Below are 21,880 nucleotides of genomic sequence, written 5' to 3' on the forward strand. Positions count from 1 at the left end.
CCGTAAGGCCCGGGGGCAACGAACCTGATGGAATATTTAAAGACATGAGCGACCTAGAACTCGACCCGCAAGCCCTGCAACAGGAAGAAAACTCCCTGATCGCCCTGCGCAAGGAAAAGCTTGCTGCCGAGCGCGCCAAGGGCAATGCCTTCCCTAACGACTTCCGCCGCGAAAACTACTGCCAGGACTTGCAGAAGCAATACGCGGACAAGACCAAGGAAGAGCTGGCAGAGGCTGCAATCCCGGTCAAGGTTGCCGGTCGCATCATGCTCAACCGTGGCTCGTTCATGGTGATCCAGGACATGACCGGACGCATCCAGGTCTACGTCAATCGCAAGACCCTGTCCGAAGACACCCTGGCCGCAGTGAAAACCTGGGACATGGGCGACATCATTGCCGCCGAAGGCACCCTGGCCCGTTCCGGTAAAGGCGACCTGTACGTTGAAATGACCAACGTGCGCCTGCTGACCAAATCCCTGCGCCCGCTGCCGGACAAGCACCACGGCCTGACCGACACCGAGCAGCGCTATCGCCAGCGCTACGTTGACCTGATCGTCAACGAAGATGTGCGCCAGACGTTCCGCGTGCGTTCGCAAGTCATCGCCCACATCCGCAGCTTCCTGATGAAGCGTGACTTCCTGGAAGTGGAAACGCCGATGCTGCAGACCATTCCAGGCGGCGCGGCAGCCAAGCCGTTCGAAACCCACCACAACGCGCTGGACATGGAAATGTTCCTGCGTATCGCGCCTGAGCTGTACCTCAAGCGCCTCGTTGTTGGCGGCTTCGAGAAAGTGTTCGAGATCAACCGCAACTTCCGTAACGAAGGCGTCTCGACTCGTCACAACCCTGAATTCACCATGTTGGAGTTCTACCAGGCCTACGCCGACTACGAAGACAACATGGACCTGACCGAAGAACTGTTCCGCGAGCTGGCACAGCTGGTCCTGGGCAGCACCGACGTGCCGTACGGCGACAAGGTGTTCCACTTCGGCGAGCCGTTCGTGCGTCTGTCGGTGTTCGACTCGATCCTCAAGTACAACCCTGAGCTGAGCGCTGACGACCTGAACGACATCGACAAGGCCCGCGACATCGCCAAGAAAGCCGGCGCCAAGGTGCTGGGCTTCGAAGGCCTGGGCAAGCTGCAGGTGATGATTTTCGAAGAGCTGGTCGAGCACAAGCTGGAACAGCCGCACTTCATCACCCAGTACCCGTTCGAAGTGTCGCCGCTGGCCCGTCGCAACGACGAGAACCCGAACGTCACCGACCGTTTCGAGCTGTTCATCGGTGGTCGTGAAATCGCCAACGCCTACTCCGAGTTGAACGACGCGGAAGACCAGGCCGAGCGTTTCATGGCCCAGGTGGCCGACAAGGACGCCGGCGACGACGAAGCCATGCACTACGACGCCGACTTCGTTCGCGCGCTGGAGTACGGCATGCCGCCGACGGCGGGTGAAGGCATCGGCATCGACCGCCTGGTGATGTTGCTGACCAACTCACCGTCGATCCGCGACGTGATCCTGTTCCCGCACATGCGGCCGCAAGCGTAAGTGTTTTAATTAAAAAGCCGCCTTTTCAGGCGGCTTTTTATTGCCTGTCTGGTACAAACGTATCAACTTGTTAGTTTCATCTGAGAGGAAAGACCTGTCGTGAATCGTGCAATGGCTCAAGAAGGTGCAGCGGGTATCGCCACTGCGGTCGCTGAAAGTGTTCAGTACCAGGGCCGCAAGGCCAGCCGGCAGGGCAGCGAGCAACGTCGACAGGACATTCTCGATGCCGCGATGCGCATCGTCGTGCGTGATGGCGTACGGGCGGTGCGGCACCGTGCGGTGGCTGCCGAGGCGCAAGTGCCGTTATCGGCGACCACTTACTATTTCAAGGATATCGATGACCTGCTCACCGATACCTTCGCCCAATACGTGGAGCGCAGCGCGGCCTACATGGCCAAGCTATGGGTGAACAACGAGGGCCTGCTGCGCGACATGATCGCCAGTGGCGATGGCAGTGCGCAGGCTCGATCAAAACTGGCGGACGACATTGCGCGGTTGATGACCGACTACGTTCACCGGCAACTGATCACCCGTCGTGAGCACCTGATGGCCGAGCAGGCGTTCCGCCAGGAAGCGCTGTTGAACCCGCGTCTGGCCGAACTGGTGCGCTCCCATCAACAAATCCTGCTGCAGGGCTCCTGCCAGCTTTTCCAGGTGCTGGGCTCTCGCGAGCCACAACAGGATGCCAAAGTGTTGACGGCGATAATCGGACGGATGGAATATCAGGGCCTGCTCAACGACGCCGAGCCGGACGCCGAAGAGGAAATGCTCGGCATACTGAAGCGTTACATGCACTTGGTGCTGGCTTCGGTTTAATCCCCTGGGGTGTATGCATAACCCCTGTGGGAGCGAGCCTGCTCGCGAATACGGTCTGACATTCAACATCTTTGTTGCCTGACACTCCGCCTTCGTCGGAACGCCGCCCGGAGCAGGCTCGCTCCCACAGTGGCCGGTGATCACTTTGGGTGAGGTGTATTCATAGGGAGTGTTGAATGAGAGTCTGGCGTGCCGTAGTGATCGCCTTGTCGTTCCTGCTACTCAGTGGCTGCCTGGTGACCTTCAAGGAGCCGCTGCCCACCAATGAGCCCGCACCTAAAGGGTTGCTCGGCAAGTGGAGCAGCACCAACGCCTGGGGTGAACCGCTGAACCTGGAGTTGACGCGTGTCGGCGACAATCGCTATCAGGCGGTGAGCTACTTCAAGGCCAGGCCCAGGGAGCGCGAAGCCTACCCCTTCACCCTGTCTCACCACGGTAGCCGCTGGTATTTCTCGGCGAAAGTGCCGGCCCAATTCGGCGGGCATTTCACCATTGCCGGGTTCGAGCTCACCGACAAGCGTGAACTGGTGGTGTACAACCTCGACCTCGAGCAGATCAAGCAGGCGCTTGGGCAGAAAGTTCTCAGTGGCGAAGGCTTCCAGACCGACGACGGCGAGGGTGTGTTGATCGACAGCAACATGGACCAGGTATCGGCCTACCTCGACGATCCCGCCAACTCCGATGTGTTCGTCGAAGCGGTCCGCTACCAGCGCCAGGCCAAGGCCCAATAATCAACAGGTTTCAACAGGAGTTCCGGGTGGACGATTACCAGCAGTCGATACGCATTTTGTCCGATCGCATTGTGCTGGCGCAGACGCCGATTCGCGTCCTCGATGCGGTGAAGTGGGACGACAACATCCGCAAGGGTTTCCTCAAGGCCAAGGGCAAGGAAATGCCGGCGGTGGACCGTGACTACTACCTCAACCGTCCGCTGGCCTTCGATTCCAGCAAGGTCAAGCTGGAATTCCAGAACATCGAACGCGACATCACCCGCCAGCTTGGCCAGTTCAACCCGGTCGGGCAGATCATGCGCCGCATGTGCAAGGAATACCGGATGGTGGTGCGCATGCTCGAAGCGCGCGGCACCGAGGATTTCGGCCTGATTTCCCAGGAGCTCTATGGCGCCGCCTCCGACGCCTTCCATGCCGGCGACCCGACCCTGTCCGACCTGGGCATGATGCTGTCCGAATACCTGAACAACATCGACGGTCGTGGCGACCTCAAGGATGAGCCCAAGACGTTGACCGCCAAGGATGCCGTCAGCCTGCTGCAACACCGCCTGAACAAGGTGTTCGGCGAAGCCGAGGAAACCATTCGGGTGTTCGAGTCTGACGGCATCGTCGCCGATGCGGCGGCGGGCGCCGACTACATCAAGATCCGCGCCGACGCGATGTTCAACGATCGTGACGTGCGGGCGCTGGAAGTCCATGAAGGCCTGGTGCACGTCGGCACCACCCTAAACGGTTTGAACCAGCCGATCTGCACCTTCCTGTCCAAGGGGCCGCCCTCGTCCACGGTGACCCAGGAAGGCCTGGCAATCCTGATGGAAATCATCACCTTTGCCTCCTACCCGAGCCGCCTGCGCAAACTGACCAACCGCACGCGGGCCATTCACATGGTCGAGGAGGGCGCGGATTTCCTGCAGGTGTTCGAGTTCTTCCGCGAGCAAGGCTTCGAAATGCCCGAGAGCTACAGCAACGCCAGTCGCGTGTTCCGCGGCTCGGTGCCGACAGGTCTGCCATTTACCAAAGACTTGTCCTACCTCAAGGGCTTCATCATGATTTACAACTACATTCAGTTGGCGGTGCGCAAAGGCAAGCTGGAGCAGATCCCGCTGTTGTTCTGCGGCAAGACCACCCTGGAAGACATGCGCACCTTGCGCCAGTTGGTGGATGAAGGCCTGGTGGTACCGCCCAAGTACCTGCCGGAACAGTTCCGTGACATGAACGCGTTGTCGGCGTGGATGTGCTTCTCCAACTTCCTCAACCACCTGAGCCTGGACCGGATCGAGGCGGATTACTCCAACATCCTGTAGGAGCAAAGCTTGCTCGCGATGGCGGTATCACATTCAACATGTATATCACCCGGCACACCGCCATCGCGAGCAAGCTTTGCTCCTACAGGGACAGCGTTTCACCCCCTATTTCGCGAGGTTTCACCGGATGAAACTCCTCGGCATCCTCTGTCTTCTCCTGGCCTTGAACGGTTGCAGTTCACTGCTGTTCTACCCCGAACCTGGCCAATTGTTCACTCCGGAAAAAGCCAAGCTCGAATACCGCGATATCACCCTGACCACCACCGATGGCCTCAAGCTGCACGCTTGGTGGCTGCCGGCGAAAAAAGGCGTCGAGGTCAAAGGCACGGTGCTGCACCTGCACGGCAACGGCGGCAACCTTCCCATGCACCTGGGCGGGAGTTGGTGGCTGCCTAAACAGGGTTACCAGGTGCTGCTGGTGGATTATCGCGGCTACGGTTTGTCCGAGGGCGAGCCGAGCTTGCCGGCGATCTACCAGGACATCGACGCCGCGTTCAAATGGCTCGACCAGGCCCCCGAGGTCAAGGGCAAGCCGCTGATCCTGCTGGGTCAGAGCCTGGGCGGGTCGATGGCGGTTCACTACCTCGTGCAACACCCCGAGCGGCAAAAACAGCTCAAGGCGGTTGTGCTCGACGGTGTACCTGCCAGTTACCGCAGTGTCGGTCGCTATGCGCTGAGCAATTCATGGGTGTTCTGGGCATTCCAGGTGCCGCTGTCCTGGCTGGTGCCCGATGGCGACAGTGCGATCAACTCCATGGCTCAACTCAATGGCGTGCCAAAACTGATCTACCACAGCATCGACGATCCGCTCGTGCCTCTTTCCAACGGCATCCGTCTGTATCAAGCTGCGCCGCCGCCCAGAGTGCTGCAACTGACCCGTGGCGGTCACGTGCAGACATTCGCCGACCCGGTCTGGCGCAAAGTCATGCTGCGTTATCTCGATGACCCGCAGCATTTCAACGGCCTGCGCCGCCTGGGTGAAATCCCCAATTACCCGGCGCCCGAACCTTCTGAAGAAGAACCACCAGAGAGCCCGCAATGAGTGAAGAACGTAACGCCATCCCGCTGATCATCACCGGTATCTGCAGCATCCTCGGCACCGTCGGAGCCCTGTGGTGGTACGGCTACCTGCACTTCGCCAAGCCAGAGGATGCGTTGCTGCTCAACGAATTCACCATGCTCAAGACCGTGCCGGGCGAAGACTACAAAGTCTCCCTGGAGCCGGCGGCGCAAGTGGCGCAGTGCATTGATGGCGTGTTGGTGCTGTTTGATACCGAACAGAAAGGCCTGACGGGCGTGCTGGTCAACAGCAAGAAAAAAGCCGTGCGTTGCATGGGCCAGGAAACGCCGCAGAAGCTTGAGCAATAAACCGAATTCAACTGTGGAATTCAACTGTGGGAGCCAGCCTGCTGGCGATGGCGGTTGAACATTCAACATTGATGTTGATTGATACACCGCTATCGCCAGCAGGCTGGCTCCCACAGGTTTTTGTGCAACGACGGCTTACTGTGTATTGGAGCTGACAGCCGAACGCGGAATCACCGGCTGGTTGTCATTGGAAATGGTCACTTCCACCCGACGGTTCTGGGCCCGCCCCGAAACGCTGGTGTTGTCCGCTACCGGATACTCCTTGCCATAACCCTGGGCAACGATGCGCGTTGGATCGACGCCCATTTTCACCAGTGCCGTGCGCACGGAGGTGGCGCGACGTTCCGACAACGACTGGTTGTGCGACGCGGTACCGGTGCTGTCGGTGTAACCCTCGACAATCACTTTGCGGTCCGGGTTTTCCTGGAGGTACTGCGCCAGTTTGTTGATGTTCATCAGGCCGTTGGATTTCAGCTCGGCCTTGTCGGTGGCGAACAGCACATCACCGAAGGTCACCAGCGTACCGCGATCGGTTTGCCTGGCGTTGAGGCTGTCCTGCAACTGTTTGATCTGCTGGTCGCGCGCGTCCAGACGCGCCTGGGCCCGTTGTGCGGAAGCGTTTTTCAGGTTGGCTTCGGCGGTGCGCAGGGCGATGGTCTGTTTCGCCACTTCCACACGCTGGTTGGTCAGGTAGGCCAACTGATCGACCTTGGCCGGGTCCTCTTTATCCAGATAAGCCTTGTCGGCCTTGTCCAGGTACTCACTGGCTTCCTTGGTTTCCAGCGCCGCGACTTTGCTCGCCTGTGGGTTGGCTTGCAGGCCGGAGTAATTGGTGCGGGCTTGTTCCAGGTTGGCGTTCGGTGGCGTGGAGCATGCGGCCAAAGCAACGCTGGCGGCCAGCAGGGCAGGGATCATCACTTGTTTGTAATTCATGGTTTCGTCCTTTTAATAGAGTAAGAAATACGTCATGCCGCGCCGTTACTGAACGGTGCGCTGGCTTTCCTGACGCAGTTCTTGAACCCCTTTCTGAGAGTCCTTCACAGACTGTTCGGCTTTCATCGCCTGGGCTTTGCGCTCGGCCACGCGAGCGTCCCACTCCGCCTGTTCGGCCAGGGTTTTGGCTTGATCGTACTTTTTGTCGTGCATGGCGATTTCGGCTTGCTTGAGCTTGTCCTGCGCAGCCTTCATTTCCACCGCGGCGAATTCGGTACCACCGGCGCTGACGGCGTTGTTGACCGCTGACTCGGTGACGGCGAATTGCTCGGTGGGCGGGTTGCTGGCGCAACCGGCGAGCACGAGGCCGGAGCCGATGGCCAGGGCCGTCATTTTCAAGCCGTGCAGGGAAGAGGATTTGCCAGTTCGGGTTTTCATCGTTTTCAACTCCATTGGGCTAACTCCTGAGCAACGTGAACATCCATCCTGGGCAAAGCGCCGAAACCGTATTTCACAAGGCGTTTTGAAACGGCCGTCCCAGGCGTGGTTACTGGGTTGACCCGAGGCTTTTTTTGAAAGTTCAGAGAAATTAGCCTGCTACCGAAAAAACTTGGATGCAGTGAACTGGGGGGCGCTAGAGCGAGGAATTGGCCATTGTGGGAGCGAGCCGGCTCCGTGCGGCGTTCCGACGATGGTCGTCAACGGAAGCGCGTTACTGCTGAATAAACGCGGCGTCTTGAAGTCCATCGCGAGCAGGCTCGCTCCTACAGGGGATCGCAGGGGATCAGGGGAGAAATCAGTGTTTCTGCTTATCGTCAGCCGCCGACAAGTCGTGCAAGTGACGACGGGACAAGGCAAGAAAACGTGGGGTAGGGCCGATGTCTTCGTACAGCGGATCACCTTCCTCGTCAGTGGCCACTACGGTCGTACCTTTTACATAGGGGAAGCTTTTTTCCAGTTCTTCCAGGGCGGCCCCGATCAGTTCGCCCAGCAGTTCTTCGGGATGCCGCTTGGGGTACATCTCGATTATCGCCGCAAGCCGTGCGGCAGCCTCCACGTCCAGATGAATCGAATAGCCTGTGTCGGTCAGGCGACCTTTGGCATTTTCTTCCCAGTGGTTGGCAAGCTCGCGGATTTTCATAATAACCTCATTGCGCTCCTGCTCCTGGCAGGCGGGGAATGTCCGGCAGGTGCCGGCGACAGCCGTTGGACGGCTTATTGATGAGACTAGCTTCAACGGCAAAGGTTTAAAGTCCCTTCGTCGTCTTGCTTGTAAGAACCGGTCTGGAGCGGCACTCTTAAGGCTCCTGGTCGACCGGATTTTTCGCTGGAGAACTGTTGATGACCGATATTGATGCACGCTTGCGCGAAGACGTTCACCTGCTCGGTGAGTTGTTGGGCAACACCATTCGTGAACAGTACGGGGACGGCTTTCTCGACAAGATCGAGCAGATCCGCAAGGGCGCCAAGGCGGACCGTCGCGGCTCCATGGACGCCGAGCTGAGCGCCAGCCTCAACCAGTTGACGGAGGACGAACTGCTGCCGGTGGCGCGGGCGTTCAACCAGTTTCTCAATCTGGCCAACATCGCCGAGCAATACCAGCTGATTCACCGTCGCGAAGAATCCCAGGCCGCGCCATTCGAGGCACGGGTGCTGCCGGAGTTGCTCGCTCGCCTACGCGGCGAAGGTCATGGCGCCGAGTCCCTGGCCCGTCAGCTGGGACGGCTGGAAATCGAGCTGGTGCTGACGGCGCACCCGACCGAAGTCGCGCGCCGCACGCTGATCCAGAAATACGACGCCATCGCCGCCCAACTGGCGGCCCAGGACCATCGCGACCTGACCGGCGCCGAGCGCGAGCAGATCAAGTCGACGTTGCAACGCCTGATCGCCGAAGCCTGGCACACCGAAGAAATCCGCCGCACACGCCCGACGCCGGTCGACGAAGCCAAATGGGGCTTCGCGGTGATCGAGCATTCGCTGTGGCAAGCGATCCCCAATTACCTGCGCAAGGCCGATCAGGCCCTGCACGCCGCGACCGGTCTGCGTTTGCCACTGCAGGCAGCACCCATCCGCTTTGCCTCGTGGATGGGCGGCGACCGTGACGGCAACCCGAACGTGACGGCCGCGGTGACCCGCGAAGTGCTGCTGCTGGCGCGCTGGATGGCGGCCGATTTGTACCTGCGCGATGTCGATCACCTCGCTGCCGAGTTGTCGATGCAGCAGGCCAGTGAGGCGTTGAAGGCCAAGGCTGGCGACAGCGCCGAACCCTATCGCGCGGTGCTCAAGCAGCTGCGCGAACGCCTGCGCGCGACAAGAAACTGGGCGCACACCGCGTTGTCGACGCCAACGCCTGCATCGGTCGATGTGCTGCAAAACAACCGCGAACTGCTCGACCCGCTGGAGCTGTGCTACCACTCGCTGCATGAGTGCGGCATGGGCGTGATCGCCGACGGTCCGTTGCTCGATTGCCTGCGCCGGGCCGTGACGTTCGGCCTGTTCCTGGTGCGTCTCGATGTGCGTCAGGACTCGTCACGCCATACCGCGGCCATGACCGAAATCACCGATTACCTCGGCCTGGGTCGCTATGAGGACTGGAGCGAAGAAGAGCGGATCGCCTTCCTGACGCGCGAACAGAATAACCGTCGGCCATTGCTGCCACCCCACTACAAGCCCTCGGCCGACACCGCCGAAGTGCTGGCGACCTGCCGGGAAATCGCTGCCGCGCCAGGCGCGTCGCTGGGCTCATACGTGATCTCCATGGCCGGCGCCGCGTCCGATGTGCTGGCCGTGCAGCTGTTGCTCAAGGAGTCCGGGGTATTGCGGCCGATGCGCGTGGTGCCGCTGTTCGAAACCCTCGCCGACCTCGACAACGCCGGCCCGGTGATCGAGAAGCTCTTGTTGCTGCCGGGCTATCGCTCGCGCCTGCAAGGCCCGCAGGAGGTCATGATCGGTTATTCCGACTCCGCCAAGGACGCAGGCACCACGGCCGCCGCCTGGGCCCAGTACCGGGCGCAGGAACAGTTGGTGGATATCTGCCGCTCACATGACGTGGAACTGCTGTTGTTCCACGGTCGCGGTGGCACCGTGGGGCGGGGTGGTGGCCCGGCTCACGCGGCGATTCTGTCGCAGCCGCCGGGTTCGGTCGCCGGACGATTCCGCACCACCGAACAGGGTGAAATGATTCGTTTCAAATTCGGCCTGCCGGACATCGCCGAGCAAAACCTCAATCTTTACCTGGCTGCGGTGCTCGAAGCGACCCTGCTGCCACCACCACCACCCACGCCTGAGTGGCGCCACCTGATGGACGAACTGGCCGCCGATGGGGTCAGCGCCTACCGTGCCGTGGTGCGGGAGAATCCACAGTTCGTGGAGTATTTCCGCCAGTCCACCCCGGAACAAGAGCTAGGCCGCCTGCCGCTGGGCAGTCGCCCGGCCAAGCGACGCGCCGGCGGGATCGAAAGCCTGCGGGCCATCCCGTGGATCTTCGGCTGGACCCAGACACGGCTGATGCTGCCCGCCTGGCTGGGCTGGGAAGCGGCCCTGAGCAAGGCGCTGGAGCGCGGTGAAGGTGAACTGCTGCAGCAGATGCGCGAGCAATGGCCGTTTTTCCGCACCCGCATCGACATGCTGGAGATGGTCCTGGCCAAGGCCGACGCGGATATTGCCCGGTCCTACGACGAGCGTCTGGTCGAACCGGACTTGCTGCCATTGGGTGCGGACTTACGCGACCTATTGTCGCAGGCATGTGCCATCGTTCTCGGGCTGACCGGTCAGTCACAGCTACTGGCACATAGCCCGGCCACCCTTGAATTCATCCGCTTGCGCAACACTTACCTCGACCCGCTTCATCTATTGCAGGCCGAGTTGCTGGCACGATCGCGGCAGCCGGATGTGGCACAGGATAGCCCGGTAGAACAGGCGTTGCTGGTGTCTGTAGCGGGGATTGCCGCCGGTTTGCGCAACACCGGCTGAGGATTTTTGTCGTGCTTTTGGGCATCCGGCGCGGGCGCCGGATGCGGTTCAATGGCGACTGTAAAAGTGCTGCCAGGCGACAGTTAATGTAGGGGTTGCGACTTGGGGAACCGGGTTGCGCGGTCATCACAGGCAGCGGTTTCTCCGACTTTTGGCGGCTTGTGTGGGCGCAGCCTGCTGTGTATCTTGAGCAGCCTTTGGCCGTTTGGGCGGTCACGACCCTATTTTTGAGATTGGCCCCACGAGGCGAATCTGACGTTATCCATATAAAAATTGAGGAGCACATCGATGCGCGTCATTCTGCTGGGAGCTCCCGGGGCCGGTAAAGGTACTCAGGCTAAGTTCATCACCGAAAAATTCGGCATTCCGCAAATCTCCACCGGCGACATGCTGCGTGCCGCGGTCAAGGCCGGCACCGAGCTGGGCATCAAGGCCAAGAGCATCATGGATGCCGGCGGCCTGGTCTCCGATGACCTGATCATCGCCCTGGTCAAGGACCGTATCGCCCAGTCCGACTGCGCCAACGGTTTCCTGTTCGACGGTTTCCCGCGCACCATTCCCCAGGCTGAAGCCCTGGTGACTGCCGGCGTCGAGCTGGATGCCGTGGTTGAAATCGCCGTTGAAGACGAAGAGATCGTGCAGCGTATCGCCGGTCGCCGTGTTCACGAGGCCAGCGGCCGCGTTTACCACATCGTCTACAACCCGCCGAAAATCGCTGGCAAAGACGACATCACCGGCGAAGAGCTGGTACAGCGCAAGGACGACACCGAAGAAACCGTGCGTCATCGCCTGTCGGTCTACCACTCGCAGACCAAGCCGCTGGTGGACTTCTACCAGAAGCTGTCGGCCGCCAACGGCAAACCGAAGTACAGCCATATCGAAGGCGTTGGTTCGGTTGAAGCGATCACCACCAAGGTGATGGCTGCCCTGAGCTGAAAACAGCTTGATCTTCTACGGCCCGCTTGCGGGCCGTAGTTGTTTATACTGACGGACTTTTTTCTGATCTCTCTTGTGGAAACATCGATGAGCACCTTGCTGGCCCTGGACACCGCGACTGAAGCTTGCTCCGTTGCCTTGCTGCATGACGGCAAAGTGACGAGCCATTACGAGGTGATTCCGCGCCTGCATGCACAGAAGCTGCTGCCGATGATCCAGCAGCTGCTCGCCGATGCCGGCACCACCCTGCAAGCGGTCGACGCCATCGCCTTCGGTCGCGGGCCGGGTGCGTTCACCGGTGTGCGGATTGCCATCGGCGTGGTGCAAGGCCTGGCGTTTGCACTCGATCGCCCGGTATTGCCGGTATCGAACCTGGCGGTGCTGGCCCAACGCGCCTATCGCGAACACGGCGCCCGTCAAGTCGCGGCGGCCATCGATGCGCGGATGGACGAGGTGTATTGGGGCTGCTACCGCGAAACGGCAGGGGAGATGCGTCTGGTCGGTGCTGAAGCAGTGTTGCCACCGGAAGTCGCCGCACTGCCGGCCGATGCCAGTGGTGAATGGTTCGGCGCGGGCACCGGTTGGGGCTATGCCGAGCGCATCGGCGTCAGCCTGTGCGGGCAGGACGCGGGCATGTTGCCTCACGCTGAAGACCTGCTGACCCTGGCGCGGTTTGCCTGGGAGCGTGGCGAGGCGATTGTGGCGGATGAGGCGCAGCCGGTTTATCTGCGCGATAAAGTGGCGACGCCGAAGGCGCGTTAATTTCCGAGATCGAGTTGTCCCCTTCGCGGGCAAGTCGGATCGCCGCCCGCACGCTCCTACAAACACACCGCTGTGCATGTAGGAGCGTGGCTTGCCCGCGAAGACAATTCATCTGATGAAGCCAATCGTCAGTTTGTAACCCCAGCTTTTAAACCTTTTCCCTTTTATGTGTTCTAGTTATCACTCGGCAGTTTGCGATGTGGGATATGTGCCACTAGACTGCCATTACTGATACCGAGCATGCACCTATGCGTATAGACGGCGTTTCCTCTCAGTCCTATCCCATCAAGCGCAAGCCTCGCAACGGCCAGCGGGTGGAAGACGAGCCCGTCGATATCGAAGGCGAGCTAGAATTTGCGACCGAAGAACAACTGGCTGCCCGTGCCGCCAAAGCCGCTGCGCAAAAGCTGAGCAATCTTCCCGCCCGTCAGCAGGACATGCTTTATCACCGCGCAATGAGCAAAAGCGTGGCAATGGCGCTGGCCAGTTACCTGAGCACCGCCAGCTTCGTCGATTGGGATACGCAAGTGCTGGGCCTCGACCTGTACATCTGATGTTGCCTTACTACCTCGGTTGCCCTTCCTGGAGCGAAAACGCCTGGCGTGATTACCTCTACCCGCCAGCGGCCAAGCCTGCCGATTTTCTGAGTCTCTATTCCCAAGTGTTCAACGCCGTGGAAGGCAATACGACCTTCTACGCCAGTCCCGCTGCCAGTACCGTGCAGCGTTGGGCCGAGGTCATGCCTGCACACTTTCGTTTCACCGCCAAGTTTCCCCGCGAGATCAGCCACGGCGGTGACCTGCGCGAACAACTGACCGCCGCTGACACCTTCACCCGATTGCTCAGCCCGCTGGGCGAGCGGGTAGCGCCTTTGTGGCTACAGTTATCCAAGGGGTTCACGCCACAACGCTTGCCCGAACTAGCCGGCTTCATCGATGCACTGCAGCGGCCACTGGCGGTGGAAGTGCGGCATGACGACTTCTTCGCCAAGGGCGAGAACGAGCGGATGCTCAATCGCCTGTTGCTCGATCGGGGTGTCGAGCGCATCTGTCTTGATCCCCGTGCCTTGTTCAGCTGTACCTCGACCGAGCCCTCGGTGCTGCACGCCCAATCGAAGAAACCCCGCGTGCCGCCGCGCCCGGCTGCGTTCACGCAGTTCCCGCAGGTGCGTTTCATCGGCCATCCGCAGCTTGAGGCCAATGAACCGTTTCTGTTGCCGTGGGTGGAGAAAATCGCCCTGTGGATCGAAGAGGGCCGTACGCCCTACATCTTCCTGCACACCGCCGACAATGTGCTCGCGGCGAAGCTGGCACAGCGTTTTCACGCGCGCCTGATGCTGCGTCTGCCTGGCTTGCCGGCGCTGCCTGAGCTATACAGAGAGCCCGCGGCGGAGCAACTTGGCTTGCTCTGAAGCGACTCGTTTCCCTTCAGAGGAGCCTGCCAATGGCTGCGCAAACCCTTCGAGCCCAAGCGTTCAGAGCCTTGCACGAACGTGACGGGGCCTTTGTGATTCCCAATCCGTGGGATGCCGGTTCGGCAAAGATGCTCGCCAGCCTGGGTTTCGAGGCGCTGGCGACCACCAGCGCCGGTTACGCGTTTTCCCAGGGACGCCCCGATGGCGGCCTGACGCTGGATGACACCCTGGCCAACGTCCGGGCGATTGTCGCCGCCACCGACCTGCCGGTAGCGGTCGACCTGGAAAACGGCTTTGCCGATGATCCCGCCGAATGCGCGCAAAGCATTCGGGCGGCCGTTGCCGCCGGTGCCGTTGGCGGTTCGATCGAAGACTTCACGGGCCGCCCGGGCGCTCCGATTTATTGCTTCGAACATGCTGTGGCGCGTATCGAGGCCGCCGTCGCTGCCGCCCGCAGTTTGCCTTTCGCGTTCACGCTGACTGCCCGGGCCGAGAACTATCTGCATGGCAATCCGGATCTGGCCGACACGATCCGTCGCTTGCAGGCGTTCGCCGAAGCCGGTGCCGACGTGTTGTATGCGCCAGGGTTGCGCAGTGCTGAAGAGGTATTGGCCGTGGTTCGCGCCGTGGCGCCGAAGCCGGTCAACGTGTTGATGTCCGGCGGCTTGAAGCTGACGGTCGAGCAACTGAGCGAAATGGGTGTCAAGCGCATCAGTGTCGGCTCGGCGCTGGCCTTGGCGGCGCTAGGCGAGTTCTACCGCGCCGCCGAGGAGATCAGGACGGCGGGCACGTTCGGTTTCACATCGCGCTCCATGCCGTACGCCCAGGCCAATCAGTTGTTCAAAGGCTGACGGTGCGGTTTCGCGGGTGGCTGCTGCTGATGCTGTTGATCATCACGGCAGCTGGAGTGGGCGTCTGGCGTGGCTGGATTTCGCTGCCGCCGCAGTGGAATCCTTGGGCGCCGCTGGACGTCAAGGCCGAACCCAACCTGCTGACCCGCTACAAACTGATGCGACTGCGCGCCGATCCGCAGCTGTGCGACCAGGCCTTGAGCAGCTCCGGGTTGCGCGTGAGCCGTCAGGCCGACAGCCCGGACGCCAAATGCCCGCTGACCAATGCCCTGCGTGTGCAGGGCAGTGACGTGGCCCTGAGCAGCAGTTTCCTCGCCAGCTGCCGACTGGCGGTGTCATTTGCCCTGTTCGAGCATCACGCGCTGCAACCGGCGGCGCAGGCGGTGTACGGGCAAGCGGTCACGCGGGTCGATCACCTCGGCAGCTTTGCCTGCCGCAATGTCTACGGTCGCGAGAATGGCAGGCTTAGCCAGCATGCGTCGGCCGATGCGCTGGATATCGCCGGTTTTCGCCTGGCTGACGGCCAAACCATCAGCGTGCTCAAGGATTGGCCGAAGGATAATCAGGATGCCAGGTTTTTACGGCAGGTCCGCGATGGCGCCTGCGGCCTGTTCAGCGTGGTGTTGAGCCCCGATTACAACGCCGCCCATCGCAATCACTTTCATCTGGATGTCGGGCCGTGGTGGGTCTGTCGCTGAGTTTTATGCGGCGAGGCGCAGGTTCTGCAGGATGATCGGGCGTGCCCAACCGTTATCGAAATCGAGTTGTTTCTGTTGTTCCACCAATTCTTCAGGCGAGAACGGTGGGAACGGCTTGTCCAGCAGGTCGAGTTCGAACTCGGCGATCGGCAAGCGCAGCGGACGCGGTTGTGGCGCCGGTCCGGCCTCTGGCAACGGCTGACCGGCGGTGAGCACGATCGGACGCACCCAGCCGCTCTCGAAGTTCTGCTGGCGCTGCTGGGCAACGATTTCTTCGGCGGGAAACGGTGGGAATGGTTTGTCGGCCAGGTCCATTTCGAACTCGGCAATCGGCAGGAACAGCGGCTCGGGTGGGCGAACTTCGTTGTCCTTCACGTCGCATTCGCGCTGGGAAACGATGTGCGCCAGCAGGTCACTGCCAACAGTGGGTTCAACCGGGCCTTGCAGGTCGACCGGTGGAAAGTTCAGCGATTGCGGCAGCACGTCACCCGACTGTTCGGCCAGTGCACGGGCAAAGAAATCCTGCCAGATGTGACTGACGCCGCTCAGGGCCTGGGTGTTTCGCAGGTTGTAATCGCCGTAGGGCGAGATAAAACCTGTGATTGTGGGTTGAATGTCTGACATTTCTCTCGGTCGACGCTCAGCTCTGGCAAAATGCTCGATAGTTTTGTTATCGGCCGTTTTTGCCGATCATTAATTTTTTGAGCGTGTTTTCCGATGATTGATCAACCTGCGGCCTGCCGCATCCATGTCGAGGCGCTGAGCGCGGCCTTCGAGCCCCAGGCCGAGCAATGGGCCGAGCGTCTGGGCCTGCCGCTGCAAGTGGCGGATGGCGAGTTCGCGTTGCAGGTGGGTGACCAGGGTTTGCAGTTGCAACAGCTGGGGCCGGATGCGCCCGGCCCGGTGCGGGTCGATTTCGTCGAGGGTGGCGCGGCGCATCGCCGGTTGTACGGTGGCGGCAGCGGGCAGATGATCGCCAAGGCCGTCGGCATCGCCCAAGGCGTGCGCCCGCGTGTGCTGGATGCCACCGCGGGGTTGGGCAAGGATGCGTTCGTGCTGGCTAGCCTCGGCTGCGAGATGAGCTTGATCGAGCGTCAGCCCTTGATTGGTGCCCTGCTTGAGGATGGCCTGGCCCGGGGCGCGGAAGATTTCGACGTAGCGCCCATCGTGGCGCGCATGCGCCTGCTCAAGGGCAACTCGATCGAGGTGATGCGCAATTGGGAGGGGGAGCCGCCGCAGGTGATCTACCTCGACCCGATGTTCCCTCATCGTGAGAAAACTGCGTTGGTGAAGAAGGAAATGCGCCTGTTCCGCCCGCTGGTGGGGGATGATCCCGATGCGCCGGCATTGCTCGCCGCGGCATTGGCTTTGGCCAGCCACCGGGTGGTGGTCAAGCGTCCGCGCAAGGCGCCGTGCATTGAGGGGCCCAAGCCCAGTCATGCGCTGGATGGCAAATCCAGTCGGTATGACATTTATCCGAAGAAGGCGCTCAAGCCGTAGGACCGAGTCGCCTGCATCGCGGGCAAGCCACGCTCCCACAGGATTTGTGTTGAACACCATTTCTGAGAGCACCCCGGACACTGTGGGAGCGGGCTTGCCCGCGATAGCGTCAGATCAGCCAACCAATATCTGTCAGACCTGCTCCGGCCGATAAGCCCGCATAAACAACCCCACAACCTCCCGCACATGGCTCTCCGCCGCATCCCCGGTCAATGGCTCGCCGCAGCCATACAACAACCGAAAGTTCGCCGCGCCCTTGAGCAGGCAGAAAAAGTGTTCCGCCGCATTACGCGGTTTGTCGATACACAACACGCCACTCTGATCGACCTTGGCCAGCAACCGCTCCATGCCGTGCAGCATGCGCTGTGGCCCGGCTTCGAAGAAGATCAGCGAGAGTTTCGGGTCCTGGCTGCCCAGGGCCATGATCAATCGGTGCAGGTTCACCGACTCGTCACTGTTGATCAACTGGTGAAAGCCGCGGGCGATGTTCAGCAGCACGGTTTCCACCGCCACGCCTTCCGGCAATTCAAAGAACAGCGACGGCAATTGCTCCTCGCACTTGGCCACCACGGCAGCGGAGAACAGCGTCTCCTTGTCGTTGAAGTGGCTGTAGACCGTGAGCTTCGATACGCCGGCCTGCGCGGCGACAGCATCCATGCTGGTGTTGGCATATCCCTTGGTCAGAAACAGCGTTTTCGCTGCATCGAGGATCGCCTGGCGCTTGGCCAGATCCTTGGGGCGGCCCGGGCCATTGGGTGCTGAAAGATTGTTCGGCATATTCGCTTTTATTACTGGACTGGTGAGTTTGCTATTAATAACATACTCGTCAGTATAATTATTCCAAGCACCATTGGCGAAAGGTCCTTCACCATGTTCCGCTATGCCTTGCCCCTCGCGTTGCCAGTCACCCTGGCGTTTTTATTGACCGCGTGCGGTCACGAAGAGGCGCCTGTCGTCAGCATTCGACCGGCCATGGTGGTCCAGCCAGAGCCTTCGACCCAGGCGATGGAAAGTTACCCCGGTGAAGTTCGCGCCCGCTTTGAACCGGACCTGGCGTTCCGCATTGGTGGGAAAGTCAGCCGACGACTGGTCGATGAAGGGCAACGGGTCAAGGCCGATCAACCACTGGCGGAACTCGATCCCCAGGACGTGCGCCTGCAGCTGGAGGCCACCCGCGCCCAGGTCGCGGCCGCCGAAGCCAATCTGAACATGGTGCGTGCCGAGCGTGATCGCTATAAAACGCTGATGGAGCGTCAGCTGGTCAGCCGCTCGCAGTACGACAATCACGAAAACCTGTACCGGTCCGGTGAAGCGCGTCTTAAACAGATCAAGGCCGAGTTCAATGTCTCGACCAATCAGGCCAGTTACGCGGTGCTGCGGGCGCCGCAGGATGGCGTAGTCGCCAAGCGAGCAGTGGAAGTCGGGCAAGTGGTCGCGGCCGGGCAAACAGTGTTTACCCTGGCCACCGATGGCGAGCGTGAAGTGTTGATCAGCCTGCCGGAAGCGAGCTTCGGCCGCTTCAAGGTCGGCCAACCGGTTTCGGTAGAGCTCTGGACACAACCGGATCAGCGCTTCGCCGGACACATCCGCGAGCTGTCGCCGGCCGCCGATCCAAAGTCGCGCACCTTCGCTGCGCGTATCGCCTTCAATGCGGGCAAGGTGCCGGCCGAACTCGGCCAGAGTGCCCGCGTCTTCGTGCAGACCGCCGAAGCCGTTCCGTTGTCAGTGCCACTGTCGGCGCTGACCGCGGAAAACGGCGTGACCTACGTCTGGGTGGTCAGCGCCAACAACACCTTGAAGAAGACCCCGGTACGGGTCGGCGCCTTCGGTGAGAAAACCGTGCCGGTCCTCGAAGGCCTCAATGCCAGCGACTGGGTGGTGGCCGCCGGTGTCCATGTGCTTCTCGACGGGCAGCCCGTGCGCCCGGTGGATCGCTCCAACCGCGTGGTCAATCTGGCGGACAAGGAGTAATCCCCGATGGGTTTCAATCTTTCCGCCTGGGCTCTGCGCAATCGCCAGATCGTCCTGTTCCTGATGCTCTTGCTGGCGATCGTCGGCGCACTGTCCTACACCAAGCTGGGTCAAAGCGAAGACCCGCCGTTCACCTTCAAGGCCATGGTGATCCGCACCAACTGGCCGGGGGCGACCGCACAGGAAGTTTCGCGCCAGGTCACCGAGCGCATTGAAAAAAAGCTGATGGAAACCGGCGAGTACGAGCGCATCGTGTCGTTTTCCCGCCCGGGTGAATCACAGGTGACGTTCATCGCCCGAGATTCCATGCACTCGGTGGATATACCGGAGCTCTGGTATCAGGTGCGCAAGAAGGTCAGCGACATCCGCCACACCTTGCCGCCGGGTATTCAGGGGCCGTTCTTCAACGATGAATTCGGCACCACCTTCGGCAATATCTACGCATTGACCGGCGAGGGTTTCGACTACGCCGTGCTCAAGGACTACGCCGATCGCATCCAGATCCAGCTGCAGCGGGTCAAGGACGTGGGCAAGGTCGACCTGCTCGGTTTGCAGGACGAAAAGATCTGGATCGAGCTGTCCAACGTCAAGCTCGCCACCCTCGGGTTGCCGTTGGCCGCGGTGCAACAAGCCCTTGAAGAACAGAATGCGGTGTCCACCGCGGGCTTCTTTGAAACCACCAGCGAGCGATTGCAGCTACGGGTCTCGGGGAATTTTCAGACAGTCGAAGAGATCAAGAACTTCCCGATTCGCGTCGGCGATCGTACGTTCCGCATCTCCGATGTCGCGAATGTGCGCCGCGGTTTCAACGATCCACCGGCACCGCGCATGCGCTTCATGGGTGAAGACGCCATCGGCCTGGCCGTGGCCATGAAGGACGGCGGCGACATTCTGGTGCTGGGCAAGGCCCTGGAAATCGAGTTCGCCCGCATCCAGAAGAATCTCCCGGCCGGCATGCAGCTGCGCAAGGTCTCCGACCAACCGGCCGCCGTGAAAACCGGGGTTGGCGAGTTCGTCCAGGTGTTGGTCGAAGCGCTGGCCATCGTGCTGTTGGTGAGTTTTTTCTCCCTCGGTGTGCGCACCGGCATGGTGGTGGCCCTGGCCATTCCACTGGTGCTGGCGATGACGTTCGCCTGCATGTATTACCTGGGGATAGGCCTGCACAAGATCTCCCTCGGCGCCCTGGTTTTGGCGCTCGGCTTGCTGGTGGACGACGCCATCATCGCCGTGGAAATGATGGCGATCAAAATGGAGCAGGGCTTCGACCGCATCAAGGCGGCGAGCTATGCCTGGACCAGCACCGCCTTCCCGATGCTCACCGGCACGCTGATCACCGCCGCCGGTTTCCTGCCGATCGCTACCGCACAATCGGGCACCGGTGAATACACCCGTTCGATCTTCGAAGTGGTGACCATTGCGCTGCTGGCGTCCTGGGTGGCGGCGGTGCTCTTCGTGCCTTATCTAGGGGAAAAACTCCTGCCGGACCTGGCGAAAATTCACGCGGCCAAACATGGCGCAGATCAACCCGACCCCTATGGCACGCCGTTTTACCAGCGCGTCCGGCGTCTGGTGGAGTGGTGTGTGCGCTGGCGCAAAACCGTGATCACGGCGACGGTGGTGCTGTTCATAGCGTCCATCGTGCTGTTCCGTTTTGTGCCCCAGCAATTTTTTCCGGCATCGGGCCGGCTGGAGTTGATGGTCGACCTGAAGCTGGCCGAAGGCGCGTCCCTGAGCAACACGGCCGAGGAGGTCAAGCGCCTCGAAGCGTTGCTCAAGGGCAAAGCCGGGATCGACAACTACGTGGCCTACGTCGGTACCGGCTCGCCGCGTTTTTACCTGCCCCTGGATCAACAATTGCCGGCGGCGAGCTTCGCCCAGTTCGTCGTCCTGGCGAAAACCATAGAAGAGCGCGAGTCCCTGCGCACCTGGTTGATCACCACCCTCAACGAACAATTCCCGGCCTTGCGCTCGCGGGTCACGCGTCTGGAAAACGGCCCGCCGGTAGGCTATCCGGTGCAGTTCCGGGTGACCGGCGAGCACATTGAGGAAGTGCGCGCACTGGCCCGCAAAGTCGCGGCCAAGGTTCGCGAAAACCCCCATGTGGTCAATGTCCACCTGGATTGGGAGGAACCGAGCAAGGTCGTCTATCTGAACATCGATCAGGACCGTGCGCGGGCGCTAGGTGTGAGCACGGCGAACCTGTCGAAGTTTTTGCAGAGCTCGCTGACCGGTTCCAGCGTCAGCCAGTACCGCGAAGACAACGAGTTGATCGAGATCCTGTTGCGCGGCACCTTGCATGAGCGCACCGAACTGTCGCTGCTGCCAAGCCTGGCGGTGCCGACCGACAACGGTCGCAGCGTCGCCCTGTCGCAGATCGCGACCCTGGAATACGGCTTTGAAGAAGGTGTGATCTGGCACCGCAATCGCCTGCCCAACGTGACGGTTCGCGCCGACATCTATGGCAAGGAACAACCGGCGACCCTGGTGGCGCAGATCATGCCGACCCTTGATCCGATCCGCGCTGAACTGCCTGACGGCTATTTGCTGGATGTCGGCGGTACGGTCGAGGATTCGGCGCGCGGGCAGAACTCGGTGAAGGCTGGCGTGCCGTTGTTCATCGTGGTGGTGTTGACGTTGCTGATGCTGCAGTTGCGCAGCTTCTCGCGCACGGCGATGGTGTTCCTGACGGCGCCCTTGGGGTTGATCGGGGTGACGCTGTTCCTGATGGTGTTCCGCCAGCCATTCGGCTTTGTCGCCATGCTGGGGACCATCGCGTTGTCGGGGATGATCATGCGCAACTCGGTGATCCTGGTGGATCAGATCGAGCAGGATATCGCGGCCGGATTGAAACCCTGGCAGGCCATCATCGAGGCCACGGTGCGACGGTTCCGGCCGATTGTGTTGACGGCGCTGGCGGCGGTGCTGGCGATGATTCCGTTGTCGCGCAGTGTGTTTTTCGGGCCGATGGCGGTGGCGATCATGGGGGGGCTGATTGTGGCGACGGCGTTGACGCTGTTGTTCCTGCCTGCGTTGTATGCGGCTTGGTTCCGGGTCAAGAAAGAATCCGTTTGAGTCGT

21 protein-coding genes are annotated in these 21,880 nt (G+C 61.0%); 16 read left to right on the forward strand and 5 right to left on the reverse strand.

The genetic code is table 11. The annotated features are described in order from the left end of the window. Positions 1 to 44: 44 nt before the first annotated feature. The 6 genes from lysS to PMI35_RS18535 all read left to right on the forward strand — a co-directional run bounded on the left by lysS (position 45) and on the right by PMI35_RS18535 (position 5,766). Positions 45 to 1,547 carry a lysine--tRNA ligase gene (gene lysS, locus PMI35_RS18560; RefSeq protein WP_008058740.1) on the forward strand — a complete coding sequence of 501 codons (1,503 nt, stop codon included), beginning with the start codon at positions 45 to 47 and terminating at the stop codon, positions 1,545 to 1,547. Positions 1,548 to 1,646: 99 nt separating this feature from the next. Next, a complete protein-coding gene (locus PMI35_RS18555; protein ID WP_008058741.1) occupies positions 1,647 to 2,363 on the forward strand; it encodes a TetR/AcrR family transcriptional regulator in 717 nt (238 codons plus the stop codon). 176 nt (positions 2,364 to 2,539) lie between these two features. Beyond that, positions 2,540 to 3,094: a hypothetical protein gene (locus PMI35_RS18550; RefSeq protein WP_008058743.1), complete on the forward strand. Its 555-nt coding sequence runs from the start codon at positions 2,540 to 2,542 to the stop codon at positions 3,092 to 3,094. Positions 3,095 to 3,120: 26 nt separating this feature from the next. Then, complete coding sequence (locus PMI35_RS18545; RefSeq protein ID WP_008058745.1) at positions 3,121 to 4,398, forward strand: flavohemoglobin expression-modulating QEGLA motif protein; 1,278 nt, start codon at positions 3,121 to 3,123, stop codon at positions 4,396 to 4,398. A gap of 127 nt (positions 4,399 to 4,525) precedes the next feature. Next, entirely contained in the window at positions 4,526 to 5,440 is a 915-nt protein-coding gene (locus PMI35_RS18540) for an alpha/beta hydrolase (RefSeq protein ID WP_008058746.1), read from the forward strand. After that, positions 5,437 to 5,766 carry a hypothetical protein gene (locus PMI35_RS18535; RefSeq protein WP_008058748.1) on the forward strand — a complete coding sequence of 110 codons (330 nt, stop codon included), beginning with the start codon at positions 5,437 to 5,439 and terminating at the stop codon, positions 5,764 to 5,766. The genes PMI35_RS18540 and PMI35_RS18535 overlap by 4 nt, the downstream gene beginning before the upstream one ends. Before the next feature lie 135 nt (positions 5,767 to 5,901). Here PMI35_RS18535 and PMI35_RS18530 read toward each other — a convergent pair whose 3' ends face one another. The 3 genes from PMI35_RS18530 to PMI35_RS18520 form a co-directional block, all read right to left on the reverse strand. Next, positions 5,902 to 6,699, reverse strand: a complete 798-nt coding sequence (locus PMI35_RS18530; protein WP_008058749.1) for an OmpA family protein — start codon at positions 6,697 to 6,699, stop codon at positions 5,902 to 5,904. A 45-nt stretch (positions 6,700 to 6,744) separates the two neighbouring features. Next, on the reverse strand, positions 6,745 to 7,152 hold the full coding sequence (locus PMI35_RS18525; protein WP_008058750.1) for a DUF4398 domain-containing protein: 408 nt from the start codon (positions 7,150 to 7,152) through the stop codon (positions 6,745 to 6,747). A 343-nt stretch (positions 7,153 to 7,495) separates the two neighbouring features. Next, positions 7,496 to 7,840 carry a hypothetical protein gene (locus PMI35_RS18520; protein WP_008058751.1) on the reverse strand — a complete coding sequence of 115 codons (345 nt, stop codon included), beginning with the start codon at positions 7,838 to 7,840 and terminating at the stop codon, positions 7,496 to 7,498. A gap of 200 nt (positions 7,841 to 8,040) precedes the next feature. Between PMI35_RS18520 and ppc the strand changes: the two genes are divergently transcribed. The 7 genes from ppc to PMI35_RS18485 all read left to right on the forward strand — a co-directional run bounded on the left by ppc (position 8,041) and on the right by PMI35_RS18485 (position 15,332). Continuing rightward, positions 8,041 to 10,671 carry a phosphoenolpyruvate carboxylase gene (gene ppc, locus PMI35_RS18515; protein ID WP_008058752.1) on the forward strand — a complete coding sequence of 877 codons (2,631 nt, stop codon included), beginning with the start codon at positions 8,041 to 8,043 and terminating at the stop codon, positions 10,669 to 10,671. Positions 10,672 to 10,959: 288 nt separating this feature from the next. Further along, positions 10,960 to 11,607: an adenylate kinase gene (adk, locus tag PMI35_RS18510; protein WP_008058753.1), complete on the forward strand. Its 648-nt coding sequence runs from the start codon at positions 10,960 to 10,962 to the stop codon at positions 11,605 to 11,607. A gap of 87 nt (positions 11,608 to 11,694) precedes the next feature. After that, on the forward strand, positions 11,695 to 12,369 hold the full coding sequence (gene tsaB / locus PMI35_RS18505) for a tRNA (adenosine(37)-N6)-threonylcarbamoyltransferase complex dimerization subunit type 1 TsaB (RefSeq protein ID WP_008058754.1): 675 nt from the start codon (positions 11,695 to 11,697) through the stop codon (positions 12,367 to 12,369). 248 nt (positions 12,370 to 12,617) lie between these two features. Next, complete coding sequence (locus PMI35_RS18500; protein ID WP_008058755.1) at positions 12,618 to 12,923, forward strand: hypothetical protein; 306 nt, start codon at positions 12,618 to 12,620, stop codon at positions 12,921 to 12,923. Further along, positions 12,920 to 13,780 carry a DUF72 domain-containing protein gene (locus PMI35_RS18495; protein ID WP_177325072.1) on the forward strand — a complete coding sequence of 287 codons (861 nt, stop codon included), beginning with the start codon at positions 12,920 to 12,922 and terminating at the stop codon, positions 13,778 to 13,780. Before PMI35_RS18500 ends, PMI35_RS18495 begins: the two co-directional genes overlap by 4 nt. A 32-nt stretch (positions 13,781 to 13,812) precedes the next feature. Beyond that, positions 13,813 to 14,634, forward strand: coding sequence for an isocitrate lyase/PEP mutase family protein (locus PMI35_RS18490; protein WP_008058759.1), 822 nt, complete (start codon positions 13,813 to 13,815; stop codon positions 14,632 to 14,634). A 29-nt stretch (positions 14,635 to 14,663) separates the two neighbouring features. After that, positions 14,664 to 15,332: an extensin family protein gene (locus tag PMI35_RS18485; RefSeq protein ID WP_032831551.1), complete on the forward strand. Its 669-nt coding sequence runs from the start codon at positions 14,664 to 14,666 to the stop codon at positions 15,330 to 15,332. Positions 15,333 to 15,335: 3 nt separating this feature from the next. On the opposite strand, the gene PMI35_RS18480 is transcribed toward PMI35_RS18485, so the two are convergent. Next, on the reverse strand, positions 15,336 to 15,956 hold the full coding sequence (locus PMI35_RS18480) for a hypothetical protein (protein WP_008058763.1): 621 nt from the start codon (positions 15,954 to 15,956) through the stop codon (positions 15,336 to 15,338). A gap of 93 nt (positions 15,957 to 16,049) precedes the next feature. On the opposite strand from PMI35_RS18480, the gene PMI35_RS18475 reads away from it, so the two are divergent. Then, positions 16,050 to 16,832 carry a class I SAM-dependent methyltransferase gene (locus PMI35_RS18475; RefSeq protein ID WP_008058766.1) on the forward strand — a complete coding sequence of 261 codons (783 nt, stop codon included), beginning with the start codon at positions 16,050 to 16,052 and terminating at the stop codon, positions 16,830 to 16,832. 132 nt (positions 16,833 to 16,964) lie between these two features. Here PMI35_RS18475 and PMI35_RS18470 read toward each other — a convergent pair whose 3' ends face one another. Then, entirely contained in the window at positions 16,965 to 17,609 is a 645-nt protein-coding gene (locus PMI35_RS18470) for a TetR/AcrR family transcriptional regulator (protein WP_008058768.1), read from the reverse strand. Between the two features lie 93 nt (positions 17,610 to 17,702). On the opposite strand from PMI35_RS18470, the gene PMI35_RS18465 reads away from it, so the two are divergent. After that, positions 17,703 to 18,803, forward strand: a complete 1,101-nt coding sequence (locus PMI35_RS18465; protein WP_008058771.1) for an efflux RND transporter periplasmic adaptor subunit — start codon at positions 17,703 to 17,705, stop codon at positions 18,801 to 18,803. Between the two features lie 6 nt (positions 18,804 to 18,809). Continuing rightward, positions 18,810 to 21,875 (forward strand): efflux RND transporter permease subunit, encoded by a 3,066-nt coding sequence (locus tag PMI35_RS18460; RefSeq protein ID WP_008058773.1) that lies wholly within the window; start codon positions 18,810 to 18,812, stop codon positions 21,873 to 21,875. The last annotated feature ends 5 nt before the right edge of the window (positions 21,876 to 21,880 follow it).

This window comes from Pseudomonas sp. GM78 (assembly GCF_000282475.1).
GTDB lineage: Bacteria > Pseudomonadota > Gammaproteobacteria > Pseudomonadales > Pseudomonadaceae > Aquipseudomonas.

Coding starts and splice junctions, on each gene's coding strand:
- PMI35_RS18470 (WP_008058768.1), bottom strand. CDS start 17,609: ATGCCGAACAATCTTTCAGCACCCAATGGCCCGGGCCGCCCCAAGGAT.
- tsaB (WP_008058754.1), top strand. CDS start 11,695: ATGAGCACCTTGCTGGCCCTGGACACCGCGACTGAAGCTTGCTCCGTT.
- PMI35_RS18475 (WP_008058766.1), top strand. CDS start 16,050: ATGATTGATCAACCTGCGGCCTGCCGCATCCATGTCGAGGCGCTGAGC.
- PMI35_RS18485 (WP_032831551.1), top strand. CDS start 14,664: ATGCTGTTGATCATCACGGCAGCTGGAGTGGGCGTCTGGCGTGGCTGG.
- PMI35_RS18550 (WP_008058743.1), top strand. CDS start 2,540: ATGAGAGTCTGGCGTGCCGTAGTGATCGCCTTGTCGTTCCTGCTACTC.
- PMI35_RS18465 (WP_008058771.1), top strand. CDS start 17,703: ATGTTCCGCTATGCCTTGCCCCTCGCGTTGCCAGTCACCCTGGCGTTT.
- adk (WP_008058753.1), top strand. CDS start 10,960: ATGCGCGTCATTCTGCTGGGAGCTCCCGGGGCCGGTAAAGGTACTCAG.
- lysS (WP_008058740.1), top strand. CDS start 45: ATGAGCGACCTAGAACTCGACCCGCAAGCCCTGCAACAGGAAGAAAAC.
- PMI35_RS18480 (WP_008058763.1), bottom strand. CDS start 15,956: ATGTCAGACATTCAACCCACAATCACAGGTTTTATCTCGCCCTACGGC.
- PMI35_RS18535 (WP_008058748.1), top strand. CDS start 5,437: ATGAGTGAAGAACGTAACGCCATCCCGCTGATCATCACCGGTATCTGC.
- PMI35_RS18520 (WP_008058751.1), bottom strand. CDS start 7,840: ATGAAAATCCGCGAGCTTGCCAACCACTGGGAAGAAAATGCCAAAGGT.
- PMI35_RS18460 (WP_008058773.1), top strand. CDS start 18,810: ATGGGTTTCAATCTTTCCGCCTGGGCTCTGCGCAATCGCCAGATCGTC.
- PMI35_RS18540 (WP_008058746.1), top strand. CDS start 4,526: ATGAAACTCCTCGGCATCCTCTGTCTTCTCCTGGCCTTGAACGGTTGC.
- PMI35_RS18525 (WP_008058750.1), bottom strand. CDS start 7,152: ATGGAGTTGAAAACGATGAAAACCCGAACTGGCAAATCCTCTTCCCTG.
- ppc (WP_008058752.1), top strand. CDS start 8,041: ATGACCGATATTGATGCACGCTTGCGCGAAGACGTTCACCTGCTCGGT.
- PMI35_RS18530 (WP_008058749.1), bottom strand. CDS start 6,699: ATGAATTACAAACAAGTGATGATCCCTGCCCTGCTGGCCGCCAGCGTT.
- PMI35_RS18500 (WP_008058755.1), top strand. CDS start 12,618: ATGCGTATAGACGGCGTTTCCTCTCAGTCCTATCCCATCAAGCGCAAG.
- PMI35_RS18490 (WP_008058759.1), top strand. CDS start 13,813: ATGGCTGCGCAAACCCTTCGAGCCCAAGCGTTCAGAGCCTTGCACGAA.